Source organism: Sorangium sp. So ce185 (genome assembly GCF_051526825.1).
In the GTDB taxonomy this organism is placed as follows: Bacteria; Myxococcota_A; Polyangia; order Polyangiales; family Polyangiaceae; genus Sorangium; species Sorangium cellulosum_D.
The window spans coordinates 10,140,337-10,160,434 of the sequence record NZ_CP150316.1 but is presented as its reverse complement, the minus strand read 5'-3'; the positions used below and the strand labels follow the sequence as shown (position 1 = coordinate 10,160,434).

12 protein-coding genes are annotated in these 20,098 nt (G+C 72.9%); 6 read left to right on the top strand and 6 right to left on the bottom strand.

Features of this window, described 5'->3' with window-relative positions:
* Nucleotides 1-41 precede the first annotated feature (41 nt).
* Nucleotides 42-1,511, top strand: coding sequence for an NCS1 family nucleobase:cation symporter-1 (locus WMF26_RS37330; protein ID WP_437996606.1), 1,470 nt, complete (start codon nt 42-44; stop codon nt 1,509-1,511).
* 28 nt (nt 1,512-1,539) lie between these two features.
* On the opposite strand, the gene WMF26_RS37325 is transcribed toward WMF26_RS37330, so the two are convergent.
* Nucleotides 1,540-5,217 (bottom strand): DNRLRE domain-containing protein, encoded by a 3,678-nt coding sequence (locus WMF26_RS37325; RefSeq protein ID WP_437996605.1) that lies wholly within the window; start codon nt 5,215-5,217, stop codon nt 1,540-1,542.
* Nucleotides 5,218-5,683: 466 nt separating this feature from the next.
* Between WMF26_RS37325 and WMF26_RS37320 the strand changes: the two genes are divergently transcribed.
* Nucleotides 5,684-6,106, top strand: a complete 423-nt coding sequence (locus WMF26_RS37320) for a hypothetical protein (protein ID WP_437996604.1) — start codon at nt 5,684-5,686, stop codon at nt 6,104-6,106.
* A 133-nt stretch (nt 6,107-6,239) separates the two neighbouring features.
* On the opposite strand, the gene WMF26_RS37315 is transcribed toward WMF26_RS37320, so the two are convergent.
* Entirely contained in the window at nt 6,240-7,463 is a 1,224-nt protein-coding gene (locus WMF26_RS37315) for a hydroxymethylglutaryl-CoA synthase family protein (RefSeq protein ID WP_437332987.1), read from the bottom strand.
* A gap of 572 nt (nt 7,464-8,035) precedes the next feature.
* Between WMF26_RS37315 and WMF26_RS37310 the strand changes: the two genes are divergently transcribed.
* Nucleotides 8,036-9,331, top strand: coding sequence for a hypothetical protein (locus tag WMF26_RS37310; protein ID WP_437996603.1), 1,296 nt, complete (start codon nt 8,036-8,038; stop codon nt 9,329-9,331).
* A gap of 81 nt (nt 9,332-9,412) precedes the next feature.
* On the opposite strand, the gene WMF26_RS37305 is transcribed toward WMF26_RS37310, so the two are convergent.
* Both WMF26_RS37305 and WMF26_RS37300 read right to left on the bottom strand, forming a co-directional pair.
* Nucleotides 9,413-10,990 (bottom strand): formylglycine-generating enzyme family protein, encoded by a 1,578-nt coding sequence (locus WMF26_RS37305; protein WP_437996602.1) that lies wholly within the window; start codon nt 10,988-10,990, stop codon nt 9,413-9,415.
* Between the two features lie 238 nt (nt 10,991-11,228).
* On the bottom strand, nt 11,229-15,083 hold the full coding sequence (locus WMF26_RS37300; RefSeq protein WP_437996601.1) for a serine/threonine-protein kinase: 3,855 nt from the start codon (nt 15,081-15,083) through the stop codon (nt 11,229-11,231).
* Nucleotides 15,084-15,443: 360 nt separating this feature from the next.
* Here WMF26_RS37300 and WMF26_RS37295 point away from each other — a divergent pair, with 360 nt between their 5' ends.
* Both WMF26_RS37295 and WMF26_RS37290 read left to right on the top strand, forming a co-directional pair.
* Nucleotides 15,444-16,055, top strand: coding sequence for a Dps family protein (locus WMF26_RS37295; protein WP_061628737.1), 612 nt, complete (start codon nt 15,444-15,446; stop codon nt 16,053-16,055).
* Between the two features lie 128 nt (nt 16,056-16,183).
* A complete protein-coding gene (locus tag WMF26_RS37290; RefSeq protein WP_437996600.1) occupies nt 16,184-16,921 on the top strand; it encodes an enoyl-CoA hydratase/isomerase family protein in 738 nt (245 codons plus the stop codon).
* Nucleotides 16,922-16,976: 55 nt separating this feature from the next.
* On the opposite strand, the gene WMF26_RS37285 is transcribed toward WMF26_RS37290, so the two are convergent.
* Nucleotides 16,977-17,996 (bottom strand): saccharopine dehydrogenase NADP-binding domain-containing protein, encoded by a 1,020-nt coding sequence (locus WMF26_RS37285; RefSeq protein WP_437332982.1) that lies wholly within the window; start codon nt 17,994-17,996, stop codon nt 16,977-16,979.
* Nucleotides 17,997-18,198: 202 nt separating this feature from the next.
* Nucleotides 18,199-19,113 (bottom strand): MBL fold metallo-hydrolase, encoded by a 915-nt coding sequence (locus WMF26_RS37280; RefSeq protein WP_437996599.1) that lies wholly within the window; start codon nt 19,111-19,113, stop codon nt 18,199-18,201.
* Between the two features lie 97 nt (nt 19,114-19,210).
* Between WMF26_RS37280 and WMF26_RS37275 the strand changes: the two genes are divergently transcribed.
* Nucleotides 19,211-20,077, top strand: coding sequence for a LysR family transcriptional regulator (locus WMF26_RS37275; protein WP_437996598.1), 867 nt, complete (start codon nt 19,211-19,213; stop codon nt 20,075-20,077).
* Nucleotides 20,078-20,098: the final 21 nt, after the last annotated feature.

The window sequence follows — 20,098 nt, the reverse complement described above, 5'->3', positions numbered from 1 at the left end:
GAACGCGCACGCGCCGGCGGAGCTCGCTGGGAGGAGCCTCGATGTCGCTGACGAACGAAGATCTCGCGCCCACGCCGGAGGCGGCGCGCACCTGGAAGCTCGGGCATTTCGCGGCGCTGTGGATCGGGATGGCCGTCTGCATCCCGACGTACACGATGGCCTCCGGGCTCATCGATCAGGGGATGAGCTGGCAGCAGGCGCTCGCGTGCGTGGCGCTCGGCAACGTCATCGTGCTCCTGCCGATGATCCTGAACGCCCACGCGGGCACCCGGTACGGCATCCCGTTTCCGGTGTTCGCCCGCGCGTCGTTCGGCGTGACGGGCGCGAACGTGCCGGCGGTGCTGCGCGCGCTGGTCGCCTGCGGGTGGTTCGGCATCCAGACGTGGCTCGGCGGGCAGGCGCTCTGGCAGCTCCTCGTCGCGCTCCTGCCCTCGGCGGAGGCGCCGCTGACCTCGGCGGCGTTCAAGGGGGCGATCGGCATCCACCCCGGCGAGCTGCTGGGGTTCGCCGTCTTCTGGGTCATCAACCTCTATTTCATCCTGAAGGGGACTGAGTCGATCAAGTTCCTCGAGACGTGGGCGGCGCCGTTCCTCATCGTGATGGGCCTCGCGATGCTCGGCTGGGCGTACGTCCGCGCGGGCGGGTTCGGCCCGATGCTGTCGCAGCCGTCGAAGATCCCCGAGGGGCAGCTCCTCAGCGTGTTCGCGCCGGGCCTCACCGCGATGGTCGGTTTCTGGGCCACGCTCTCGCTGAACATCCCGGATTTCACGCGGTACGCGCGCAGCCAGCGCGATCAGGCGATCGGCCAGGCGCTCGGGCTGCCGGCGACCATGGTGCTGTTCTCGTTCATCGGGGTCGCGGTCACCTCGGCCACGCCGGTGATCTTCGGGGAGCTCATCTGGGACCCGGTGAAGCTGCTCGCCCGGATCGGCGGGGCGTTCATCATGGTCCTCGCGATGGTGGGCCTGTCGGTCGCCACGCTGTCGACGAACCTCGCCGCCAACGTCGTCTCGCCGGCCAACGACTTCTCCAACCTCGCGCCCCACCGCATCTCGGCCCGGGCGGGCGGCGTGATCACCGCCGTCCTCGGCGCGGTGATCCTGCCGTGGAAGCTCATCGAGTCGTCGCAGGGGTACATCTTCACGTGGCTCGTCGGCTACTCGGCGCTCCTCGGGCCGATCGGCGGGATCCTGATCGCCGATTACTTCCTCCTCCGGAGGACGCAGCTCGAGGTGGGCGACCTGTACCGGCGCGGCGGGGCGTACGAGTACCAGGGCGGGGTGAACTGGCGGGCGATGGCCGCCCTCGCGATCGGCGTGCTCATCAACCTGCCCGGCTTCCTGGCCGAGGCGATCCCGTCGATGAAGGGCGCCGTCCCGGAGGTGATGCGCTCGATCTACACGTATGCGTGGTTCGTGGGGTTCTTCGTCTCGGGAGGGCTCTACCTGCTGTTCTCGCTGGCCGGCCGCGCGGAGTCTGCGGCCGCGCGCGGGGCGTCGCCGGCGCGCTGACGCGGGGAGGGCGCCGGCCGAGCTCGGGTCAGGGGGCGAGCTTCACGATGTACGCGCTCCCGTTGTCGTACGAGCCCGCGCCGATCACGTTGCCGGCGCCGTCCACGGCCACATCGACGATCCCGCCGTAGCTCGCCGCGCCGAGCGGATCGGCCGACCACAGCACGTCGCCCGACGGCGAGAGCTTCACGATCGTGCCGTTCGGGGTGATGACCGCGTTGCCGGCGGCGTCGACGGCGACGGCGCTGTCGCTGTAGATGTCGTTTCCGGAGCCGAAGCCGGTCGTGTCGACGCTCCACTGCGGCACGCCCGCGGCGGAGAACCGCGTCACGGCGCCGCGGAAGGCGACGACCACGTCGCCGGAGGGGGCCACGGCGACGTCGCCCGCCTGCGGCGTGCCCGAGACGATCTGGCTCCATACGTGATTGCCGGCCGCGTCGAACTTCGCCAGGTACATGCCGTCGTCCACCGGCGAGCTCGTGAGCGGCCCGCCGCCGAGGTCGAGGATGCCGAAGTACTTGCCGAGGACGACGACGTTGCCGGCGCCGTCGACGGCGACGCTCCTGGGGCCGCTCTCGTAGGCGTTCGTCGGGAAGGTCTTGGCCCAGATCGGCGCGCCCGCCGCGTCGAGCCGCGCGATCAAGAGCTCGCTGCCCGGCCCGCCGCCGAGGGTGCCAGCGCCGAGATCCACCGTGTCCCAGATGACGGCCGCGAGTGCGGCGCCCGAGCCGGCCCGGGCGACCTCGATCTGGTCGAGGTCGTCGATCTGCGCGAGGAGGTCGCCCGACGCGCTGAACCGCCGCAGCCCGAAGTTCGAGACTGCGAGCACCTGGCCGGAGCCCGACTCGGCGACGCTCAAGAAGATGTTGTCGCCTGCCGGGCGCCGGTCCCAGACGTAGCCCCCCGCGGCGTCGAGCTTCACGAGGAAGCTCGTGTTGAACAGCTCGAACGACGTCGGCTCGCCCTGCCCGGCGAAATCGACGGGGCCGTAGCCGTAGCCGCCGAAGATCACGCTGTCCCCGCCGCCGACCGTGACGGTGTACGCCCGCATCCCCTCGTTCCAGCCGTTGACGAAGAGCCTGCTCCAGAGGACGGCGCCCGGGGCGCACGGCGCGCAGCTCGGGCCCCCGCAGTCGATGCCGGACTCGGCGCCGTTGCGGATCCCGTCCTCGCACGTGTCGTGGTAGCAGACCGTGAGCGCCGGCCGCTCCGCGGCGCTCGCGCTCTCGCTGCTCCGCAGGGTGCTCCGGGTGACCGCGTCCTCCTCGAGCAGCACGCCGTGGTTGCCCTGCGCGCCGCTCACCCAGGCCTGCGCGAGCGCGGTCACGTCGACGTTGCGGAAGCCGGTGGTGCCGCCGGGCCCGCCGGTGACGAAGGAGGCCTCGACCGCCGGATCGAACTGGCCGCCGCCGCCGAAGCTGCCCCACGTGACGGTCGACTCCGACCAGGGCGCGGTGGCCCGGTGGACGCGCACGGCGCTGCTCTCGATCTTGTAGGTTTGGTAGAGCGACAGCGTCGCCGAGGCGATCTCCGCGCTCGCCGGGACGCCGGCGAGGTCGAACCGGAGCAGGCTCCGCCGGACGCCGCCCGTGCCGGTGCCCGTCGTGAGCGTGGTGCTCGCGCCGTCGTTCCAGCCGGGCGACACCTGCCAGATCGTCGCGTCGGCCACCGCGCCGCCGAGGCCGCGGCGGATCGTCACGCACCGCGGGTCGCACGCGTCGCCGAGGCCGTCGGCGTCGCCGTCCACCTGCGACGGGTTCGCGGCGGCAGGGCAGTTGTCCTGCGCGTCGACCACCCCGTCCCCGTCGCCGTCCTGCGCGACCTCGATCGCATACGCGGGGGAGCCCACCAGGACCGAGCTCCCCGACACGGCGACGGCCTTGCCGAAGCCGCCGCCGGTCGGTCCGGTGCCGGCGAGCTTGGCCCGCTCGATCTCGATCCACTCGCCGGCCGCCGGCGAGAACACGTACGCGGCCCCCGCGTCCGGCTGGTCGAGGCGGTCGGCCAGGAGCGCCCCCGCCACCGCCATGTCGCCGGAGATCGCCACCGCCTCGCCCAGGCCGTCGCCGGTCCTGCCGTCGGTCGCGATCAGCCGCGAATCCCGGCGCCAGCCGCTCCCCGCGCGGTCGAACACGTAGGCCAGGCCCCGCCCGAGCTGGTACCAGGGCATCGGCGGGCTGAGGACGCCCGGCGCGCCCACGACGATGCGCGCGCCCGAGATCGCGACCGAGCTGCCGAAGCGGTCGTACAGCGCCTCCGGCGGGTCCGCCACGAGCTTGTGCGGGGCGCTCCAGTCGCTCGCGTCGAACACGAACGCTGCGCCCACGCCGTCGTGCTCCAGCCACCACGCGTTCCCCGGCGAGCCCACGACCACCGTGCCGCCCTCGATCGCGACGGGCGGCGTCTCCCAGGAGTTCTCGCCGGTCGGGGGGGCGAGCTCGATCTCCTCGCTCCAGGCGCCGCCGCTCCGCGCGAATACGTAGACCGAGCTCTCGGCCGAGAGCGCGGCCCGGTCGCCGTCGACCGCGACGGCCTCGCCGATGGGGTTCGCCGTCCCGCCGCTCGCGACGAGCTTGGCCTGCTCGGACCACGCGCCGCCGCTCCGCACGAAGACGTAGGCGGCGCCGGCGCCCCCGGTGCCCCAGGGCGCGCCGACCACGATCGTGTCCGCCGAGACCGCGACGGAGCGTCCGAACGAGCCGCCGGCGCCCCCGTCGCTCGGGACGAGCTTGGCCTGCTGCGCCCAGGCGCCGCCGCCGCTCTTCACGAACACGTACGCGCTCCCGGGCGCCCCGACGACCGCGGTGTCGCCGGACATGGCGATCGCCTCGCCGCCGAGGTGGACCTGGCTCCCGCCGTCGACCGCGATGAGCGCCGTCCGCTGCGAGGCGGCGAGGGGATCGACCGTGATCGGGTACGCGGCCCCGGCGGTGTCGACGCGCAGCGACAGCGCGCGCTCGCCGGCGCCGAGCTCCATCCACGCGGGCAGCGTCCGCCCCGCGGCGTCGGTGGCGTGGAGATCCGTGTACCGGAGCGCCACCGCGCCCGAGGCGTCGCGCAGCGCCACCCCCTCGCCGCCGCCGAGCGGCGCCGCGCGGAGGTCGCCGCCGAGGGCGAGCTCGATCACGAGGTCCCGATCGCCCTGCGCGCGGCAGGGCGGCGCCGCGGGCACGGTGAAGCCCTGCTCCAGCCCGAGCGGCCCGTTCACGTACCACTCCACGAGCTCCTCGCCCGGTGACGCGCCCTGCCGGCGGAGCTCCACGCGGTTGTCCGCGGCGCGCGGCGCGGCGCTCGCCACCGCGCGCAGATCGCCCGCGCACCCGTACCGCGCCGGGGCCATCGAGAAGCTCCACCGCCCCTCGCCCTCCTCGGGCGCGATCCGCACGCCCGACGCGCTGAAGTCGGCCGTGAGCCGGTGCGCCGGGTTCGGCGCGCGCAGCCCGGGCGCCTTCCGCGCCGAGGGCGCCTCGACGACCCTGTAGCCCTCGGGCGCGCTCGACTGCACGGCAGCGATGTACGCCGCCCGCAGGCGCGCGCGCGCCGCCGCGTCGAGCGCCGCGGGCGCCGCCGCGCCGGGCGCCGCGGGCGCCGCCGCCGCGCCGTCGACGGACGATGAAGGGCCTTGCGGCGCCTCGGTGGAGGCGCAGCCCCCCATCATGGCGGCTGCAGCCATCACCTGTCCCACCCGCCCCATTCGAGTTCCCATAAGCTGGATCTCCCCATCTGGCTGACGCTCCCTCGCGCGCGCGCACCGGGCGCCGGAGCGCTCCGCGCGGCAGGGCAGCGAGCCGCGGCGCACGCTCGCAAGGACCGCGCCCCCGGCGGTGGACGCGCGCGGCGCCGCCGATGCCTCGCGCGCTCGGTCGATCCGGGCCGAGCCGACGGCGCCTTCGCCACGCGCTCCGGGCCACTGGCCGGCCATGGCCCCGTGGGCCGGCCGCCGGCGGGCCGCGGACGGGCGCCTCGCTGCGGGGCGGCGCCTCGCGCCGGAGCTGCGGCGCCGCGGCGCCGTGTCTGATTCCGTGGCACGCGCGGCGGGGTGACCGGAACAAACAACAGAGAGGGCACGAGCCCTCGCTGGAGGCGCATGGTCATGAAACTCGCAGCGACGGAAATCCGGTTGAATCGCGATCTCCCCACGATCGCCCTCGAGAAGAAAGGGCAGGTGGCGCATGTCTTCTGATCACGACGAGCGCGCCGAGCTGCTCGACGAGCACCGCCCGGAGCTCGGGCGCCTGCTGCGGCGCATGCCCCCGCGCCGCAGCGCCGTGGCGTCGCTCTCGGGCTATCTCCTCTCCTTGCGAGAGCCGACAGGCTATCTCATCGCCATCGGCCTGCAGGAGCGCGACCCGGATCTGGAGCCCGAGCGCACGCTCCGCTCGGCCCTGGCCTCCGGCGTGCGCGCGCCGGTCCTGGCCGGCGTGATGTCGCGCTCGGCGCTGGCCGAGATCATCGCCCCGCTCTCGCCCGTCACGCAGGCGGTCGCCGCGGACATGAAGAGGGCGGTCCCCTCCGGCACGCTGCGGGTCGTCGTCGCGGCGGCCGGCGGGGCGGAGCTCTTCACCGTGAAGGCGTCGGAGCTGCCGGCCGGCTGAGCCGCCCCCGCCCGGCCCCAGCGCGCCGGGCGGCGTCCGGCCCCAGCGCGCCGGGCGGCGTCCGGCCCCAGCGCGCCGGGCGGCGTCCGGCCCCAGCGCGCCGGGCGGCGTCCGGCGCCCGCGGGTCCGGCGCTCACTCGTTCGCGTAGACGCGCCGCTCGCTCGAATCGAGCCCCAGGTACACGACCCGGCGGTCGAGGCTCGCGCCCCCGCGCTCCGCGTCCTCCGGCGCCGGCCGCCGGTCGGCGGCCTCGTCGCTCCGGCGCAGCGCCTCGTACTCGGCGACCGAGGCGTGGCGGCACCCGTCGAGCGGGGCGTCGATCGCGAGGTCGGCCACGAGCGCGGCGGCCTCCGGCCGGACCCTGCCCGCGAAGAACTCGGCGCAGCAGCCCGACCCGTAGCTGAACAGCCCGATGCGCCGCCCCTCCAGGGCGCGGGCCTCCGCGTTGAGCAGGGACGCGAGCGCGAGGTACAGCGAGCCCGTGTAGATGTTGCCGATGCGCGCCGGCAGATCGAGCGACGGCTCCACCTCGGCGGCGAAGCTCTCGTCGGCGGCCTGCTCGGTCAGGCCGTCCATCGTCCGCCGGTGGCGGTGGGCCTTGCGGGCCATCTTGCCGTAGGGGACGTGGTAGCAGGTGCGCGCGAGCGGCTCGCCGTCGCCGGCGACGCGGCGCCACTCGGCGTACGCCCCGGCGAGGGCGTCGAGGTAGCACTGCACCGAGAAGTGGCCGTCGACGAGCGCCTCCTTGTGGTGGAGCGGCCGCCAGAAGTCGTAGACGTCGCGCGCGTAGGTGCCGGTCTTGCCGACCTCGATCTCGACGAGGCGCGGGCGCTCGCGCACGAGCAGCGCCACGGCGCCAGCGCCCTGGGTCGGCTCGCCCGCAGAGCCGAGCGCGTAGCGCGCCACGTCCGAGCAGACGACGAGGGCGGCGCGGCCGCGGGCCGAGCCGGACGCGATCCAGTCCACCGCGTTGAGCAGGCCGGCGGTGCCCCCGAAGCAGGCGTGCTTGGCCTCGAAGACCCGGCACGCGCTGGGCAGCCCGAGCAGGCCGTGGAGGAAGGAGGCCGCCGGCTTCGAGTGGTCCACGGCGGTCTCGGTGCCCACGACGCAGAGCCCGATGTCCGCGGGGCTCGCGCCCGAGCGCTGGAACAGGCGGCGGGCCGCGTTGGCCCCGAGGGTGATCGGATCCTCATCCGGCGCCGCGATCGCCATCCGGCGGGTGCCCAGGCCGGTCAGGTACTTGGACGGCGCGACGCCCCGGGCCTCGGCGAGCTCGCTGAGCTCGACGTAGCGGCGAGGGACGGCGAGGGCGATCGCATCGATGCCGATGGGAGGAAAGTCATGACGTAGGCTCATACCTGCATCCTAGGGGCGCATTGTGCAGAGACCATCGAGCCCGCGCGGAAGCTCCGAGGAGCGGCGCAGGTTATGGCGCGACGCGTTATGGCGCCCCCGGGGTGCCGCGGAGGGCGCCGCGACCCAGCGGCGCGGCGCCGCGCCCTCGCCGCGCGCACCTCGCTTGCTGCGGTCCGTGGACCGATGTGGCTCGCTGCGGTCCGTGGACCGATGTGGCTCGGTGCGGTCCGTGGACCGATGTGGCTCGGTGCGGTCCGTGGACCGATGTGCGCGCGCGCGCCCAGACGTGCGTGCTTTGCGCCAACGCGCATGAAGCGGAGCCTCGACCCGGACCGCAGCTCATCGCGTCTGGAAGAGCGCGCGGCGCGCCGCGCATTGCGCACAACGACCCTCACACGACCCAGCGAGCGAGCAGCCAGCGAGAAAAAATCGCGTTCAGGTCAAATTCACCACCACATCTCGTTGCAGTTGTGCAATCTGATATGGCGCGTTCTTGCGCCCTAGCGGTCGAGGTTCATGTGAAGCTCTCCCGGTCTACCATGTTGGTTCCGCTTCTTGGGTTGGGTGTTCTGATGATCACCGGCGCCGCGGGGTGCTCCTGCAGCTCCGGAGCGGAGGGCGAGGCAGGCGAGACGGCTGGGGCGAACGTCGGCGGAGGCGGCGGCGCGGGCGGCGGCGCCGGGGGTGACCGGGGGACCGCTGGCGGCGGCGACGGCGGCGACGACCAGATCGGCGCGGGCTCCGGCCACAACACGGGAGGCGCGCCGCCGGTCACGCCGGACACGGCGTGTGTCGCCACGGTCGCCGAGGCCACGCTCACGAAGCGGCCGGTCGATATCGTGTTCGTCATCGACAACTCGCCCAGCATGGCGAACGAGATCATCAGCGTACAGAACAACATCAACGAGAGCTTCGCCGCGATCATCGGCGCGAGCGGCATCGACTACCGCGTCATCATGATCTCCGCGCACGGCGCCGCGAACGTCGACGACTCGATCTGCGTCGGCGCCCCGCTCAGCGCGGCGAGCTGCGACCCGGTGCCGGAGGCGCCCGGGAACAACCCGCCCGTCTTCTACCATTACAGCCATGAGATCAGGAGCAACGACGCGCTCTGCGTCCTGCTCGGCAGCTACAACGGCGGCCTGCCCGACCAGCACGGCGTCGCGCCGTCCGGCTGGTCCGAGTGGGTGCGCGAGGACTCGCTCAAGGTGATCACGGTGATCACCGACGATCACGTGGGCTGCCAGTCGACGCACCTCCCGCGCAACATCTATATCGACGACACGCGGCAGCCGCTGGAAGATGTCGCCGACGACTTCGAGGGGCTCTTGTTCGGCCTGGATCCGGTGGTCTTCGGCGACGTCACCGCGCCGAACTACGTCTTCCACAGCATCGTCGGGCTCCGCGAGAACACGCCCGCCACGGACGCTTACGGGCCCGACGGCGACGTGGTCGAGGAGATGTGCGGCACCGCCGTGGCGCCGGGCACGGGCTACCAGACGCTCAGCAAGAGGACCGGCGGCCTCAGGTTCCCGCTCTGCCAGACGAGCTCCTATGACGTGGTGTTCCAGGCGATCGCGGAGGGCGTCATCACCGGCGCGGTGGTCGAGTGCGAGTTCGCCGTGCCGGACTCGCCCCCGGGAGAGGTCATCGACCTCTCGACCGTGGTGGTCCAGTACACCCCGGGCGACGGGGGCGATCCGCAGTCGTTCGGCCAGGTTCCGAACGCGGCGGCGTGCGCCGCGGGCTCGTTCTTCATCGAGGACGACATGATCAAGCTCTGCCCCGACGCGTGCCAGGCGGTCCAGGCCGACGCCGGGGCGGCGATCGACGTCCTCTACGGCTGCGATCCCGAAGCGGCGGATTGAGCTCGCGCGAGCGGCGGCGGCGCTCGCCAGCGCCGCCGCCGGGCCGGGCGCGCCGCCCTGCGCGCCGTCAGGCGCGGACCCTCAGAGACAGCAGCGGAAGCCGATGTCCGGGTTCGTGTCGTCGCGCCGGGGCGCGGACAAGCTCGCATCGCACCTGGCCGCCTTGAGCGAGCGCTTCGCGACATCGTCCGCGTCCGGCACCGACGCCCTCGAGCCGCCGCGGATGAGGCAGTTGCCCTCCGCGTCACAGGAGTTCTCCCACTCGGCCACGTTGCCGCTCATGTGATAGAGGTCCGTCACGCTGCCCTCGCACATCGTCACCGGCGGAATCGGGGCGGGACCCACGGACTTCAGGGCGAACTCGCCGTCGGGATCGTTGACCTTGCACCTCGCCGCATACGCGTGGCCGTAGGGATATTCGTTCACCCCCTGGCCAGAGCACGCGTTGTACCACTCGTTTTGCGCGGCGTTCGCGAGCTCGGCGGGCGAGCTCGCTCCACCGCCGATCTTGCCGCAGAGGTGCTTGCCCCGCCACATGCAGTACGCGTAAGCGTCGCACCAGTCGATATAGTTGACGGGCGCTCTCTCCTCGCTGTAGGGCCACCCGTCCGAGGGCTGGTAGATGTTCCCGGAGCACTCGGCCGGCAGGCCGGCGAGCATCGGGCTCGCCCCCAGGAAGGCGTTGTACTCCTTCTTGGTCACCTCGTACTGATCGATGCAGTAGTTCCCTCCGCCCGCCACGGGCGCGATCAACATCCCGTCGGGGCAGGCGCAGAGATGGGTCGTGCTGTTGCAGACGTTCGTCGCGCAGTCTTCGCGGCTCGTGCACTGCTGCCCCGCAGGGCACTTGGTGCGGCACACCATCCCGCCGCAGTCGACGTCGGTCTCCTTGCCGTTCTTCACCCCGTCGCTGCAGCTCTCCGTCTGGCAGATCTGATTGGCGCAGACGCGCTCGCGGCAGTCGGTCGACAGGCTGCATGCCTCGCCGGGCGCGCAACCGGCGCAGCGCCCGCCGCAATCGACGGCGGTCTCATCGCCGTTCTTCACCCTGTCGCTGCAGCTCGCCGCCAGGCACTTGCCGCCAACGCAGCTCAGCGACTCGCAATCCGAGCCCGTCACGCAGTCCAGGAGGTCCGCGCAGGGAGGGCACGCCGGGTTGCCGTCGCGTGGCGCCGCGCCGCCGCCGCAGTCGATGCTGGTCTCGTCGCCGTCCTTCACGCCGTTGTCGCACCGCGCCTCCGCGCACGTGGGCCCGCCGCTGCCCGCGCTCTCCTCGCAACGCCGTGAGATGCAATCCGTCGGCGCCGCGCACGCCTGGCCCGCGGGGCAAGGGTCGCAGCCCTCGCCGCCGCAGTCGATGCCGGTCTCGTCGCCGTCCTTCACGCCGTTGGTACAGCCCGGCGAGGGCTCAGCGCCGCCCGCGCCCTGTCCACCGGTGCCGCCGCCCTGGCCGCCGGTGCCGCCGCCCTGGCCGCCGGTGCCGCTGCCCTGGCCGCCGGTGCCGCTGCCCTGGCCGCCGGTGCCGCTGGTGCCCGTCGTGACGCTGCCCGTGGGGAGGTTTCCTTGGGTCGGAGGCCGGCCCTCATCGTTGCTGCTGCTGCACGAGACGGCCACGGCGAGGGCCGCCAGAGGAATCAGAACGACAGACGACCGGATCATGGAGCTGCCTCCCTGCATGCAATCACGAGGTCAGAGGAAGACGCTCAGCTTACTTGCGATATCGGCTGTCCTGCGCGACAAAACACCGGCCGGCGGGCCGAAACCATCGCCGGATACGTGCTTCCCCGTGCGCCGCGCAGGCCGTTCTCCACGAGGCCGCAGGCGCTCCACGGGCCGCAGGCGCTCCACGGGCCGCAGGCGCTCCACGGGCCGCAGGCGCTCCGCGGCCGCCGGCGCCTCAGCGAGCGACCTCGTCCAGCCACTCGCGCGCGAGCGCGAGGATCCGCGCGTGATCGGGCACGTCGCTCAGGAAGCGCTCGCGCCAGACCGGATCGCCGATCCTCCCGGCCCGCACGAGCAGCCCGTTGCGGGCCAGCGCGATCGCGCCCTTGGCCTCGGCCGCCTGACCCGTCGCCGAGAGCGCCTCGGCGTGGACCAGGCGCACCAGGAAGCCCTCCTCCTCGCGGCGGTCAGACTCGAGCAGCGACAGCGCCTCGGTCGTGGCCGCGAGCGCCTCCCCGGCGCGCCCGAGCTCGAGCAGGGCGCGCGCGCGCGTCGCGATCGCCGCGGGGAGCCGCTCGGGCACGTCTTGCGCGAGCGCCTCGGCCGCCCGCGACTCCACCTCGGCGAGCGCCGGCTCGCCCGCGAGGAGCAGCACGCGCGCGAGCTGGAGCCGGCTCTCGCACTCCCGGCGCCGGTCGCCGCGGCGCTCCAGCGCCTCGATCGAGCTCCGCAGGGCCGCCTTGGCGGCGTCGACCTGGCCCGAGTGGGCCAGCGCGAGGCCGAGGTTCTGCAGCGCGTTCGGCACCCGATCGTCGAGCGCCATCCGCTCCGCCTCGGCGAGCCCGGCGCGGAGGACCTCCGCCGCCGCCTCGAAGTACCCGAACTGCACGTAGCAGAGGCCCATGTTGAGCCGCGCCCGGCACGCCTCGCGGCGATCGCCGATGTCCTCGAAGGCGGCGAGCGCCGCGCCCATGCTCGCGATGCAGGCGCTCGGATCGCCGTTGTGCTGCCGGAGCAACCCGTGCAGGTAGAGGAGCTTCGCCTCGATCAGCAGATCCGCGGCCGACGCGTCCTCCGTCGCCTGCTCGACCGCGTCGATCAGCGCGTCGACGCACGCGTAGCGGCCGCCGAGCAGGAGCACGATCGCCCCCTCGAGCAGGCAGGCGTTCTTCGCGACGCGCGCGCCCTCGAGGGGCTCGGCGCCGAGGACGACCATCATCCAGCGCTCGACGCGCTCGTACTGGCCCTGCTTGTGCCCCGCGCCGGCGAGCTGCGTGAACGCCGAGAACCAGGCCACGGAGCCGGGCGCGAGGTGCTGCGTCGCCTCGACCCCGCGCTGCTCGGCGAGGGCGGGCTCCCCGCGCCAGAGCAGCGCCTCGGCCTCGACGAGGCGGAGCGCGCCCACCGCGGCCTCCCCCGGCCCGCAGGCGATGCCGCGCTCGGCGCACGCGATCGCCGCGGCGAGGTCGTTGCCCCGCAGCGCCTTGTCGGCCGCGCGCAGGTACCACTCGGCGGCCTTCTCGGGCTCCTCGCCGCGCTCGAAGTGCTCGGCGAGGACGCGCGGATCGCCCTCGCCGGCCGCCTCGAGGAAGCCGCCGGCGAGCGCGTGGCCGATGCGGAGGTCGCGCGCGGTCAGCATGCCGTAGGCGGCCTCGCGCACGAGCGCGTGGCGGAAGCAGTACTCCGCGTCGTCGCGCTGCCGCCCCTCGCCCCGCCGCACGATCACCTCGCGCCGCAGGAGCTCCGAGAGGAGCGGCGCGATGTCGACGCTCCCGAGCAGCGCGGCGACCGCGCTCGCCCGGAACGTCTCGCCGAAGATGCTCGCCGCCCTGAGCAGCCGCCGCGCCTCGGCGTCGAGCGTCTCCAGCCGCGCCTGCACCATGGCCACCACCGTCTCCGGCTGGCCCTCGCTCTTGCCCTCCGCGGCGGCGCGGATCTGCTCCTCGAGGAAGAACGCGTTGCCGTCCGCGCGCTCGACGAGGCGCGCCACGAGGTCGTGCCGCGCGTGCGCGCCGAGCGCCTCGCGCACGAGCCGCTCGCTCGCCCGGCGCGGGAGCGGCAAGAGGTGCAGCTCGTGCGCGAGCCGGCCCTCCCAGAGCCCCGGGAAGAGCCGGCGCACGTCGGGCCGCCCGAGCGCCAGCACGAGCAGCGGCGCGTCCTTGAGCGTCCGCAGCGCCTCTTCCACCATCGTGACGGTGGGGAGATCGCCCCACTGCAGGTCCTCGAGCACGAGGAGCACCGGCCCTGCGCGGCACGCCGCCCCGAGGAACGCCTCCCAGGCGAGGCGGAGCTGGTCGCCCATCAGCACGGCGTCGCGCCGCGCGAGCCTGAGCTGCACGTCGTGCTCGTCGGGGAACGGCGCGCCGACGAGCTCGCCGAGGAACGGCGCGACGCGGGCGGCGTCGAGGCCGTGCTGCTCCACGCGGCCCCGGACCTTGCGCTGCCGCGCCTCGAGCGGCTCGCCGTCGGCGATGCCGAGGGCGTGGCGGAGGGCGCTCGCGAGCAGGCCGAAGGCGGAGCCCGCGCCCATGGGGTCGCCCTGGCCGATCCAGACCTCGATGCGGTCGCCGCGCTCGCGGAGCTTGCGGATGAGCTCCTGGCGCAGGCGCGACTTGCCCATGCCCGCCTCGGCGGTCACGAGCACGGCGCCGGCGGCGCCCTCGTCGATGCAGCGATCGACCTCCGCGAGGAGCATCGCGAGCTCGCGCTCGCGGCCGACGTACGTGGTCGGCCTGCCGAGCAGCTGCGCGGTGCGCTCGTCGCGCGCGCCGTGGAGGACGCGGCCGGCGGCGTCCTCGGTGACGTCGAAGCGGGCGCCGATGAGGGCCGCGGTCACCTCGTCGATGCGGACGCCCGCGAGGGGGAAGCGGCCGTCGTCGGCCGCGAGCATCTGGAAGGCGCGGTCGATGAGCTCGCCCACGGGCACGCGCGCCGAGAGCTCCGCGCGGCCGGTGGCGAGCGCGACGGGCGCGCCGCCGAGCAGCTCCTTCAGCGCGAGGGCGCAGCGGGCGGCGCGCGCCGCGAGGTCGGTCGGCGTGCCCGCGCCCGACAGCACGATGAGGGGCGAGCGGCCCTCGACGAGCTCGAGCTCGCCGCGGTACTGCTCGGCCACGTCGTGCAGCTGCCAGAGCTGTGCGCGGCGCGGCTCCTCGGCGCCGTCGCCCTCGGCGGGGTGCTCGCGGGTGACCACGAGGCACATCACGCGCCGCTCGCCGGTCGTGAGCTCCACGGCCCGCGGCGGGAAGGAGCGCGGCCCGCCGAGGCCGCCCTCGGGCGCGTCGATCCTGGCGAGCTCGGCCGCGACGGCGTCGCCGTCGGCCGGACGATCTTGCGGCGATTTCGCGAGCATGCGGCCGACGAGGTCGTCGAGCGCGGCGGGGGTGCCGGGCCGGAGCTCGCGCACGCGGGGCGGGTCCTCGAGGAGGACCTTCATCAGCACGGCGAGGCCGGCGTTCCCCTGGAAGGCGGCGCGGCCGGTGAGGCAGCGGTAGAGGATGCACCCGAGGGCGAACACGTCGACGCGGGCGTCGGCGCTGAGCTCGCCGCGGGCCTGCTCGGGGGCCATGTACCCGGGCGTGCCGAGGACGAGGCCGGCGGCGGTGAGCGGCTCGTCGGTGGCGGCGCGCGCGAGGCCGAAGTCGATGAGGCTCACGCGGTCGAGCGAGCCGCCCTGGAGCAGCAGGTTGCTCGGCTTCAGGTCGCGGTGGACGAGGCCGAGCCTGTGGATCTCGCCGAGGGTCGTCGCGACGCGCAGGCCGAGCTCCAGGGTCTCTTCGAGGGTGAGGCCCTGGCGCGTGAGGCGGTCGGAGAGCGTCTCGCCGTCGAGCCACTCCATGGCGAGGTACGGCTGTCCCCACGCGGTGGCGCCGTGCGCGACGTAGCGCACGACGCCGGGCACGCGGGCCGCCGCGAGCGCCTGCGCCTCGCGCGCGAAGCGGCCGAGGTGCTGGCTGCCCTCGGTGGTCAGGAGCTTGATCGCGACGGCCTCGCCGGTCTCTCGATCGCGGGCCCGGTAGACGGCGCCCATGCCGCCGGAGGCCGCCAGGTGCTCGATGCAGAAGCGGCCGTCGATGATGTCTCCTGCCTGCATCGCTCACCGAGCGCCCCGGGAGGGTGCTCACCGGCGGCCAGACTGCCAGCGAGTCAAGCTCTGCGTCCAGTGCTCATTCCGCGTCGCGCGGCCTCGCGCCCGGTCCGGCGTACGTCTCCGGGGGGAGAGCCGGCCGGGGCGGACGAGCGCGCGTGTGCGGGGCGCGCGCTGGAAATCTCATCGAAACAGAGGGCAGGGCGGGGGAGCCGCGCGACAGGTGGGGTGATCGCGACAGGCGGGTGAGCGCGGCAGGCGGGGTGAGCGCGGCAGGCGCGCACAGGCGGCCTCGCGGCGCGGGTGGAGGGGTTGCCATGCGGCGCCTCGAACGCGAAGAAGGCGGGGTGGGCGAGAGGAGCGATCATGGCGACCATGACTCAGTTGCGTGAGCAGACGACCGGGGACGGCAGGCCGGGGCCCGAGGCTCAACCCATCCTGCGCCAGCGCGCGGAGGAGATTCAGCCGTACGGGGCGCTGGCGCGCTATCCGCTCGGGCTCGGCGACGACGTGCGCGCGGCGAGCGTCAAGGCGCTCAACCAGATCCTGAGCGACACGATGGTGCTGCGCGACATGTACAAGAAGCACCACTGGCAGGTATCCGGAGCGACCTTCTATTCGCTGCACCTCCTGCTCGACAAGCACTACGAGGAGCAGGCCAAGCTCGTCGACGACCTGGCCGAGCGGGTGCAGACGCTCGGGGGCATCGCCATCGCGATGGCGCACGACGTCGCGGAGATGTCGAAGATCGAGCGGCCGCCGCGGGGGCGCGAGGAGGTGCCGGTGCAGATCTCGCGGCTGCTCGAGGCGCACGAGCAGATCTTGATCGAGGCGCGCGAGGCGGCGGGCAAGGCGGCGCAGGGCGGCGACGACGGGACGAACGACCTGCTCGTGAGCCAGATTGTCCGCGTCAACGAGATGCAGGTGTGGTTCCTGTCCGAGCACCTCGTGGACACGCCGCTCGTCCGGGCGCGGTAAGCAGGCGGGGGCGATACCGCGCTGAGCGCGGCCGGGGGTGGCCGGGGTGAGCGGGGTAGATGAGGCCGTCGGATCGCCGCCGGACGCGCGATCTTGCGCGGTGATCGGCGGTGCGCGATGCTCTCCCCATGCAATTCATCGAGGTGCTCGAGAGCGGCGGTATCGCCGAGGTCGTGTTGAATCGACCCAAGGTCAACGCGATGAGCCAGGCGGTGCTCCGCGAGATGGCCGACGTCTTCCGGCGGCTCGGGGAGGACGACGCCGTGCGCGGGGTCCTCGTCCGCGGCGCCGGCAAGTGCCTGTCCGCGGGGCTCGACCTGCGCGAGGTCGCGTCGCTCGATCGAGCGCGGCTCGCGGGCTTCCTCGACGATTTCGACGCTGCGTTCGGCGCCGCGTTCCGCTTCCCGAAGCCGTTCGCCGCCGCCGTGCACGGCCACGCGCTCGCGGGCGGCGCCGTGCTGGCGATGTGCGCCGACTACATCGCGCTCGGCGACGGCGATTATAAGTTCGGGCTCCCCGAGCTCGTCGTGGGGATCCCGTTTCCGCGCGTCGCCTTCGAGATCGTGCGCGCCGCCTGTCCCACCCGCGCGTTTCGGAGGCTCGTCTTGGGGGCGGACAGCCACTCTCCTGCGGAGGTGTTCGAGATGGGCGTCGGCGACGCGCTCTCCAAGGAGCCGCTCGAGGACGCGCGCCGCTGGCTCGCCACGGCGTGCAGCCGCCCCGCGGCGGCGTTCCGCTTCGTCAAGGCGAGCTACCGCAAGGAGGCGTGGGAGCGGATCGCCGCGCCGCTGCCCGAGGAGCGGGAGGCCTTCGTCGAGGCGCTGCTCTCGGCGAAGCAGGTATTGACGACGACGCTCGCGGGGTGAGGTGCCGAAGCGCCCCGGAGGGCTCCGGCAAAGTGCTACCGGCGGGCGCGCCGGGTCACGCGCTGCGGATTCGCGTGCCGAACGCGGCGAGGCGGTCGAGCATGTGCTCGGGGTCGATCAGCGCGTTCGGATGGTAGAGGCCTGGGGCCACGCGCTCGCCGCCAGCGAGCCCGAGCAGCCGCTCCACGGCCACGGCGACGCCGACGGCGGTCATCGGCGCCTGGCCCTCCGGGTGCACGAGCTCGTGACGCGAACGCCCTCGCGCGCCGTCCTTCTTCACCCCCTCGAGCTCGATCACGATCTCGGTCGAGAACGGCTCGCCTCGCCGGCGGCTGGCCGTCTCCCCGAGCACGAGATCGAACCGGATCGAGCGCGCGTCAGTCGCCGCGGCGATGCTCATGGGATCGAGCACCGGGTAGATCTGGCCCTTCACCTCGGTGCCGTCGACGGTCACGAACGATCGTGAGCCCTCCTCTCCAGCCACCCAGATCCACCGGCCGTCCTTCAGGAGGAGCCCGTTCATCCCGGCCCTGGTCTGGCGCTCGAAGTCGGCGTACGCGGCGGGGCCGCCCACGTCCTGCTCGTCGAGGACCACGCCGATCGCGACGCTCTCGACGCGCGCGTAGCCCTTCGCGAAATGGAGGGTCGGCAACGTGGCCGAGCCGGCGAGCCAGTGGCTCGCGAGCAGGACGGGCGCGCTCCTCGGGCGCTGCGCGTGGAGCGCGACCTCGGGCGCGATCTCGAACGCCACCGTAGAGATGTCGACGTAGGCCGCGCCGTTCTCCTGCGCGAAGCGGAGCGCGTTCATCCGTTCGTCCTTCACGAACATGAGCACCGCGCCGTACGCTTCGCCCGCCGGCTGCCCGAGATCGGGCCTCTCGAGGTCCACGCGGACGGGGCGCGCGCGGCCGACCTGCTCCGCGACCGCCGCGGCCTTCGCGAGATCTCTCCCGCCGATCGCGATCGGCAGGTCGGGGTACAGCGCGCGCAGCGTCCTCGCGGTCCGAGAGCCGACGACGCCGGACCCTCCGACGATGAGAACGGATTCCCTCGTGCCCTTCGCCATGTTCGTCATGATGGATGAGCTCCTCTCCGCCCGATCCACCGGGCGTGAACAACTTACCGTTGGTAAGTTACCAATGGTAATGTACACGAGGGCCCGCCCTGTCAAGCGCGCCCGCGGCGTTTTCTCCGCCCTGCGCGCCCCGGGGGCGCCGGTACCTCGATCGCGGCCGAGATGCAGAGGCGGCCTGAGCCCGCCCTCTTCCGGAGGCCGCCTACCGGTACACGACCGTCGACCCGGCGGCGATCGAATCGAGCCGGTACGCCTCGCCTTCGCTGCGCGCGGCAAGCTCGCTGATCGGCTCGCGGTAGAACTCGTAGGTCGAATGGTGAATGGGCAGCACGTGTCGCGGCTGAACGGCCCGGGCGAGCGCGACCACGTCCGACGCCCGCATGCTGATGAGCCCGAAAGGCCCGGTCGCGCCCACCCCACCGACATGGGGTACCAGCAGATCCGGTCTACCCCGCGACCGGGCTGCAGCGATCACGTCCTCGGTCGGCATCGAATCGCCCGTCCAGTAGATCGCTCGCCGCCAGCTGCCTTCGGTCAGCTCGACCCAGTATCCGTTTCCCTTGCCGAGAGCCTCGGCAATCTTCGGCTCGCTCGAATGGTGCGCGGGCATGGCGGTGATGATCACTGCGCGCCCTGCGCCAGCAGCCAGCCTCCGCGTGTCTCCCCACTGCATACCCTCCACGCGCCTGAACCCTTTGGCGGTCACCGTCCTCACGTCGGCCATCGGCAGCAGGATAGGCAGCGAACGATCAAGATCAGCCCACGCCTGCTGATCGAAATGGTCTTCATGGGCATGGCTGAGCAGAACGAGGTCCGCTACCTTGGGGTCGATGCCGCTGAACGGCGTCGACCGATGGTGCTGCACGACCTTCCGGTAGTCCACGGGCTCGTTGGGGTCGCCCATCGAGAAGCTCTCTCCCAGCACCGGATCCGTCAGGATGGTCAGATCGCCGAACGAGATCGCCATCGTCGGCCCCCCGACCCACGTGACGTGGAGCACGGGCTCTTGCCCAGGTTCGCTCGACCGGGCCGCGGAGGTGCGGTCAGGCGGCAGCGCGCAGCCTTGCAGCGTCAGCAGCGAAAGAGCCCAGAGAAAATTGCGCCGAGTAGAATCCATTCGCCTGCTCCGTGGTGATGACGGGCAAAGCGTAGCGCCTGCAGTGGGGGCAGACGAGATGGACAATCTCGCCGAGACTGACTAAAAAACTTGTTCAATGATCAGCCTCCCGCAGATCCAGGCGTTCATCGAGGTCGCACGATCGGGCAGCTTCGCCGCGGCAAGCCAGCACCTATCTTTGCCGCGATCCACGGTGAGCGCGCGGGTGCGCGCCCTGGAAGCACGCTTGAGCGTCCGCCTGCTACATCGAACCACCCGCCGCGTCACGCTGACGGACGAGGGCCGCTCCTACATGGAGCAGTGCGAAGCAGCCATCGACGTGCTCACGAAAGCCGAGAGCCAGCTCACGCGGTCGAACGAGCTCGCCGGCACGATACGGCTCACGGTGCCACTCGACATGTCCAAGCCGGTATTGGCACGTTTGCTCGGCGCGTTCATCGAGCGGCATCCCGGGATCCGAGTCGAGACCGTGGTCAGCGACGAGCTCTTGAACCTGGTGGCCCACAACATCGACCTCGCCCTGCGTGGCGGCTCCCCCGGCACCCTGGGCGTCGTGGCGCGCAAGCTCGGCGAGGGCGGACTAGCCTTTCATGCCAGCCCCGAGTACATCAAGACGCGGCGCGTTGGGAAGACGCTCGTCCACCTGCACGAGCATGCGATCTACGACCCTGCGCAGCGCCTGCGGAAGCGCGCTCGTTCAAGCCTGCAGCCGGCCCCGCTCTCCACGCGCAATTTCGAGCTTGCAAAGACCTTTGCGCTGCAAGGGCGCGGGATCGCCCTGCTGCCGGAGAGCCTGTGCGCCGAGGAGGTGAAATCCGGCTCCCTGGCGAGGCTGTCCTCCATCCATCGAGTCCCTGCGCTGCCGCTCTATCTGGTGATGCCTTCGAGAGCCCATGTTCCCGCTCGGGTGCGGGCGCTGGTTGATTTCATCACTGACCCGGGAAATGTGTCCTCCCTCCTTTGAGTCGCCCCTCCCCGCGAGGCT

Bases quoted from the DNA above. Each gene is read 5' to 3' on its own strand.
- WMF26_RS37330 (WP_437996606.1), top strand. From the start codon at position 42: ATGTCGCTGACGAACGAAGATCTCGCGCCCACGCCGGAGGCGGCGCGC.
- WMF26_RS37325 (WP_437996605.1), bottom strand. From the start codon at position 5,217: ATGGGAACTCGAATGGGGCGGGTGGGACAGGTGATGGCTGCAGCCGCC.
- WMF26_RS37320 (WP_437996604.1), top strand. From the start codon at position 5,684: ATGTCTTCTGATCACGACGAGCGCGCCGAGCTGCTCGACGAGCACCGC.
- WMF26_RS37315 (WP_437332987.1), bottom strand. From the start codon at position 7,463: ATGAGCCTACGTCATGACTTTCCTCCCATCGGCATCGATGCGATCGCC.
- WMF26_RS37310 (WP_437996603.1), top strand. From the start codon at position 8,036: ATGATCACCGGCGCCGCGGGGTGCTCCTGCAGCTCCGGAGCGGAGGGC.
- WMF26_RS37305 (WP_437996602.1), bottom strand. From the start codon at position 10,990: ATGATCCGGTCGTCTGTCGTTCTGATTCCTCTGGCGGCCCTCGCCGTG.
- WMF26_RS37300 (WP_437996601.1), bottom strand. From the start codon at position 15,083: ATGCAGGCAGGAGACATCATCGACGGCCGCTTCTGCATCGAGCACCTG.
- WMF26_RS37295 (WP_061628737.1), top strand. From the start codon at position 15,444: ATGGCGACCATGACTCAGTTGCGTGAGCAGACGACCGGGGACGGCAGG.
- WMF26_RS37290 (WP_437996600.1), top strand. From the start codon at position 16,184: ATGCAATTCATCGAGGTGCTCGAGAGCGGCGGTATCGCCGAGGTCGTG.
- WMF26_RS37285 (WP_437332982.1), bottom strand. From the start codon at position 17,996: ATGACGAACATGGCGAAGGGCACGAGGGAATCCGTTCTCATCGTCGGA.
- WMF26_RS37280 (WP_437996599.1), bottom strand. From the start codon at position 19,113: ATGGATTCTACTCGGCGCAATTTTCTCTGGGCTCTTTCGCTGCTGACG.
- WMF26_RS37275 (WP_437996598.1), top strand. From the start codon at position 19,211: ATGATCAGCCTCCCGCAGATCCAGGCGTTCATCGAGGTCGCACGATCG.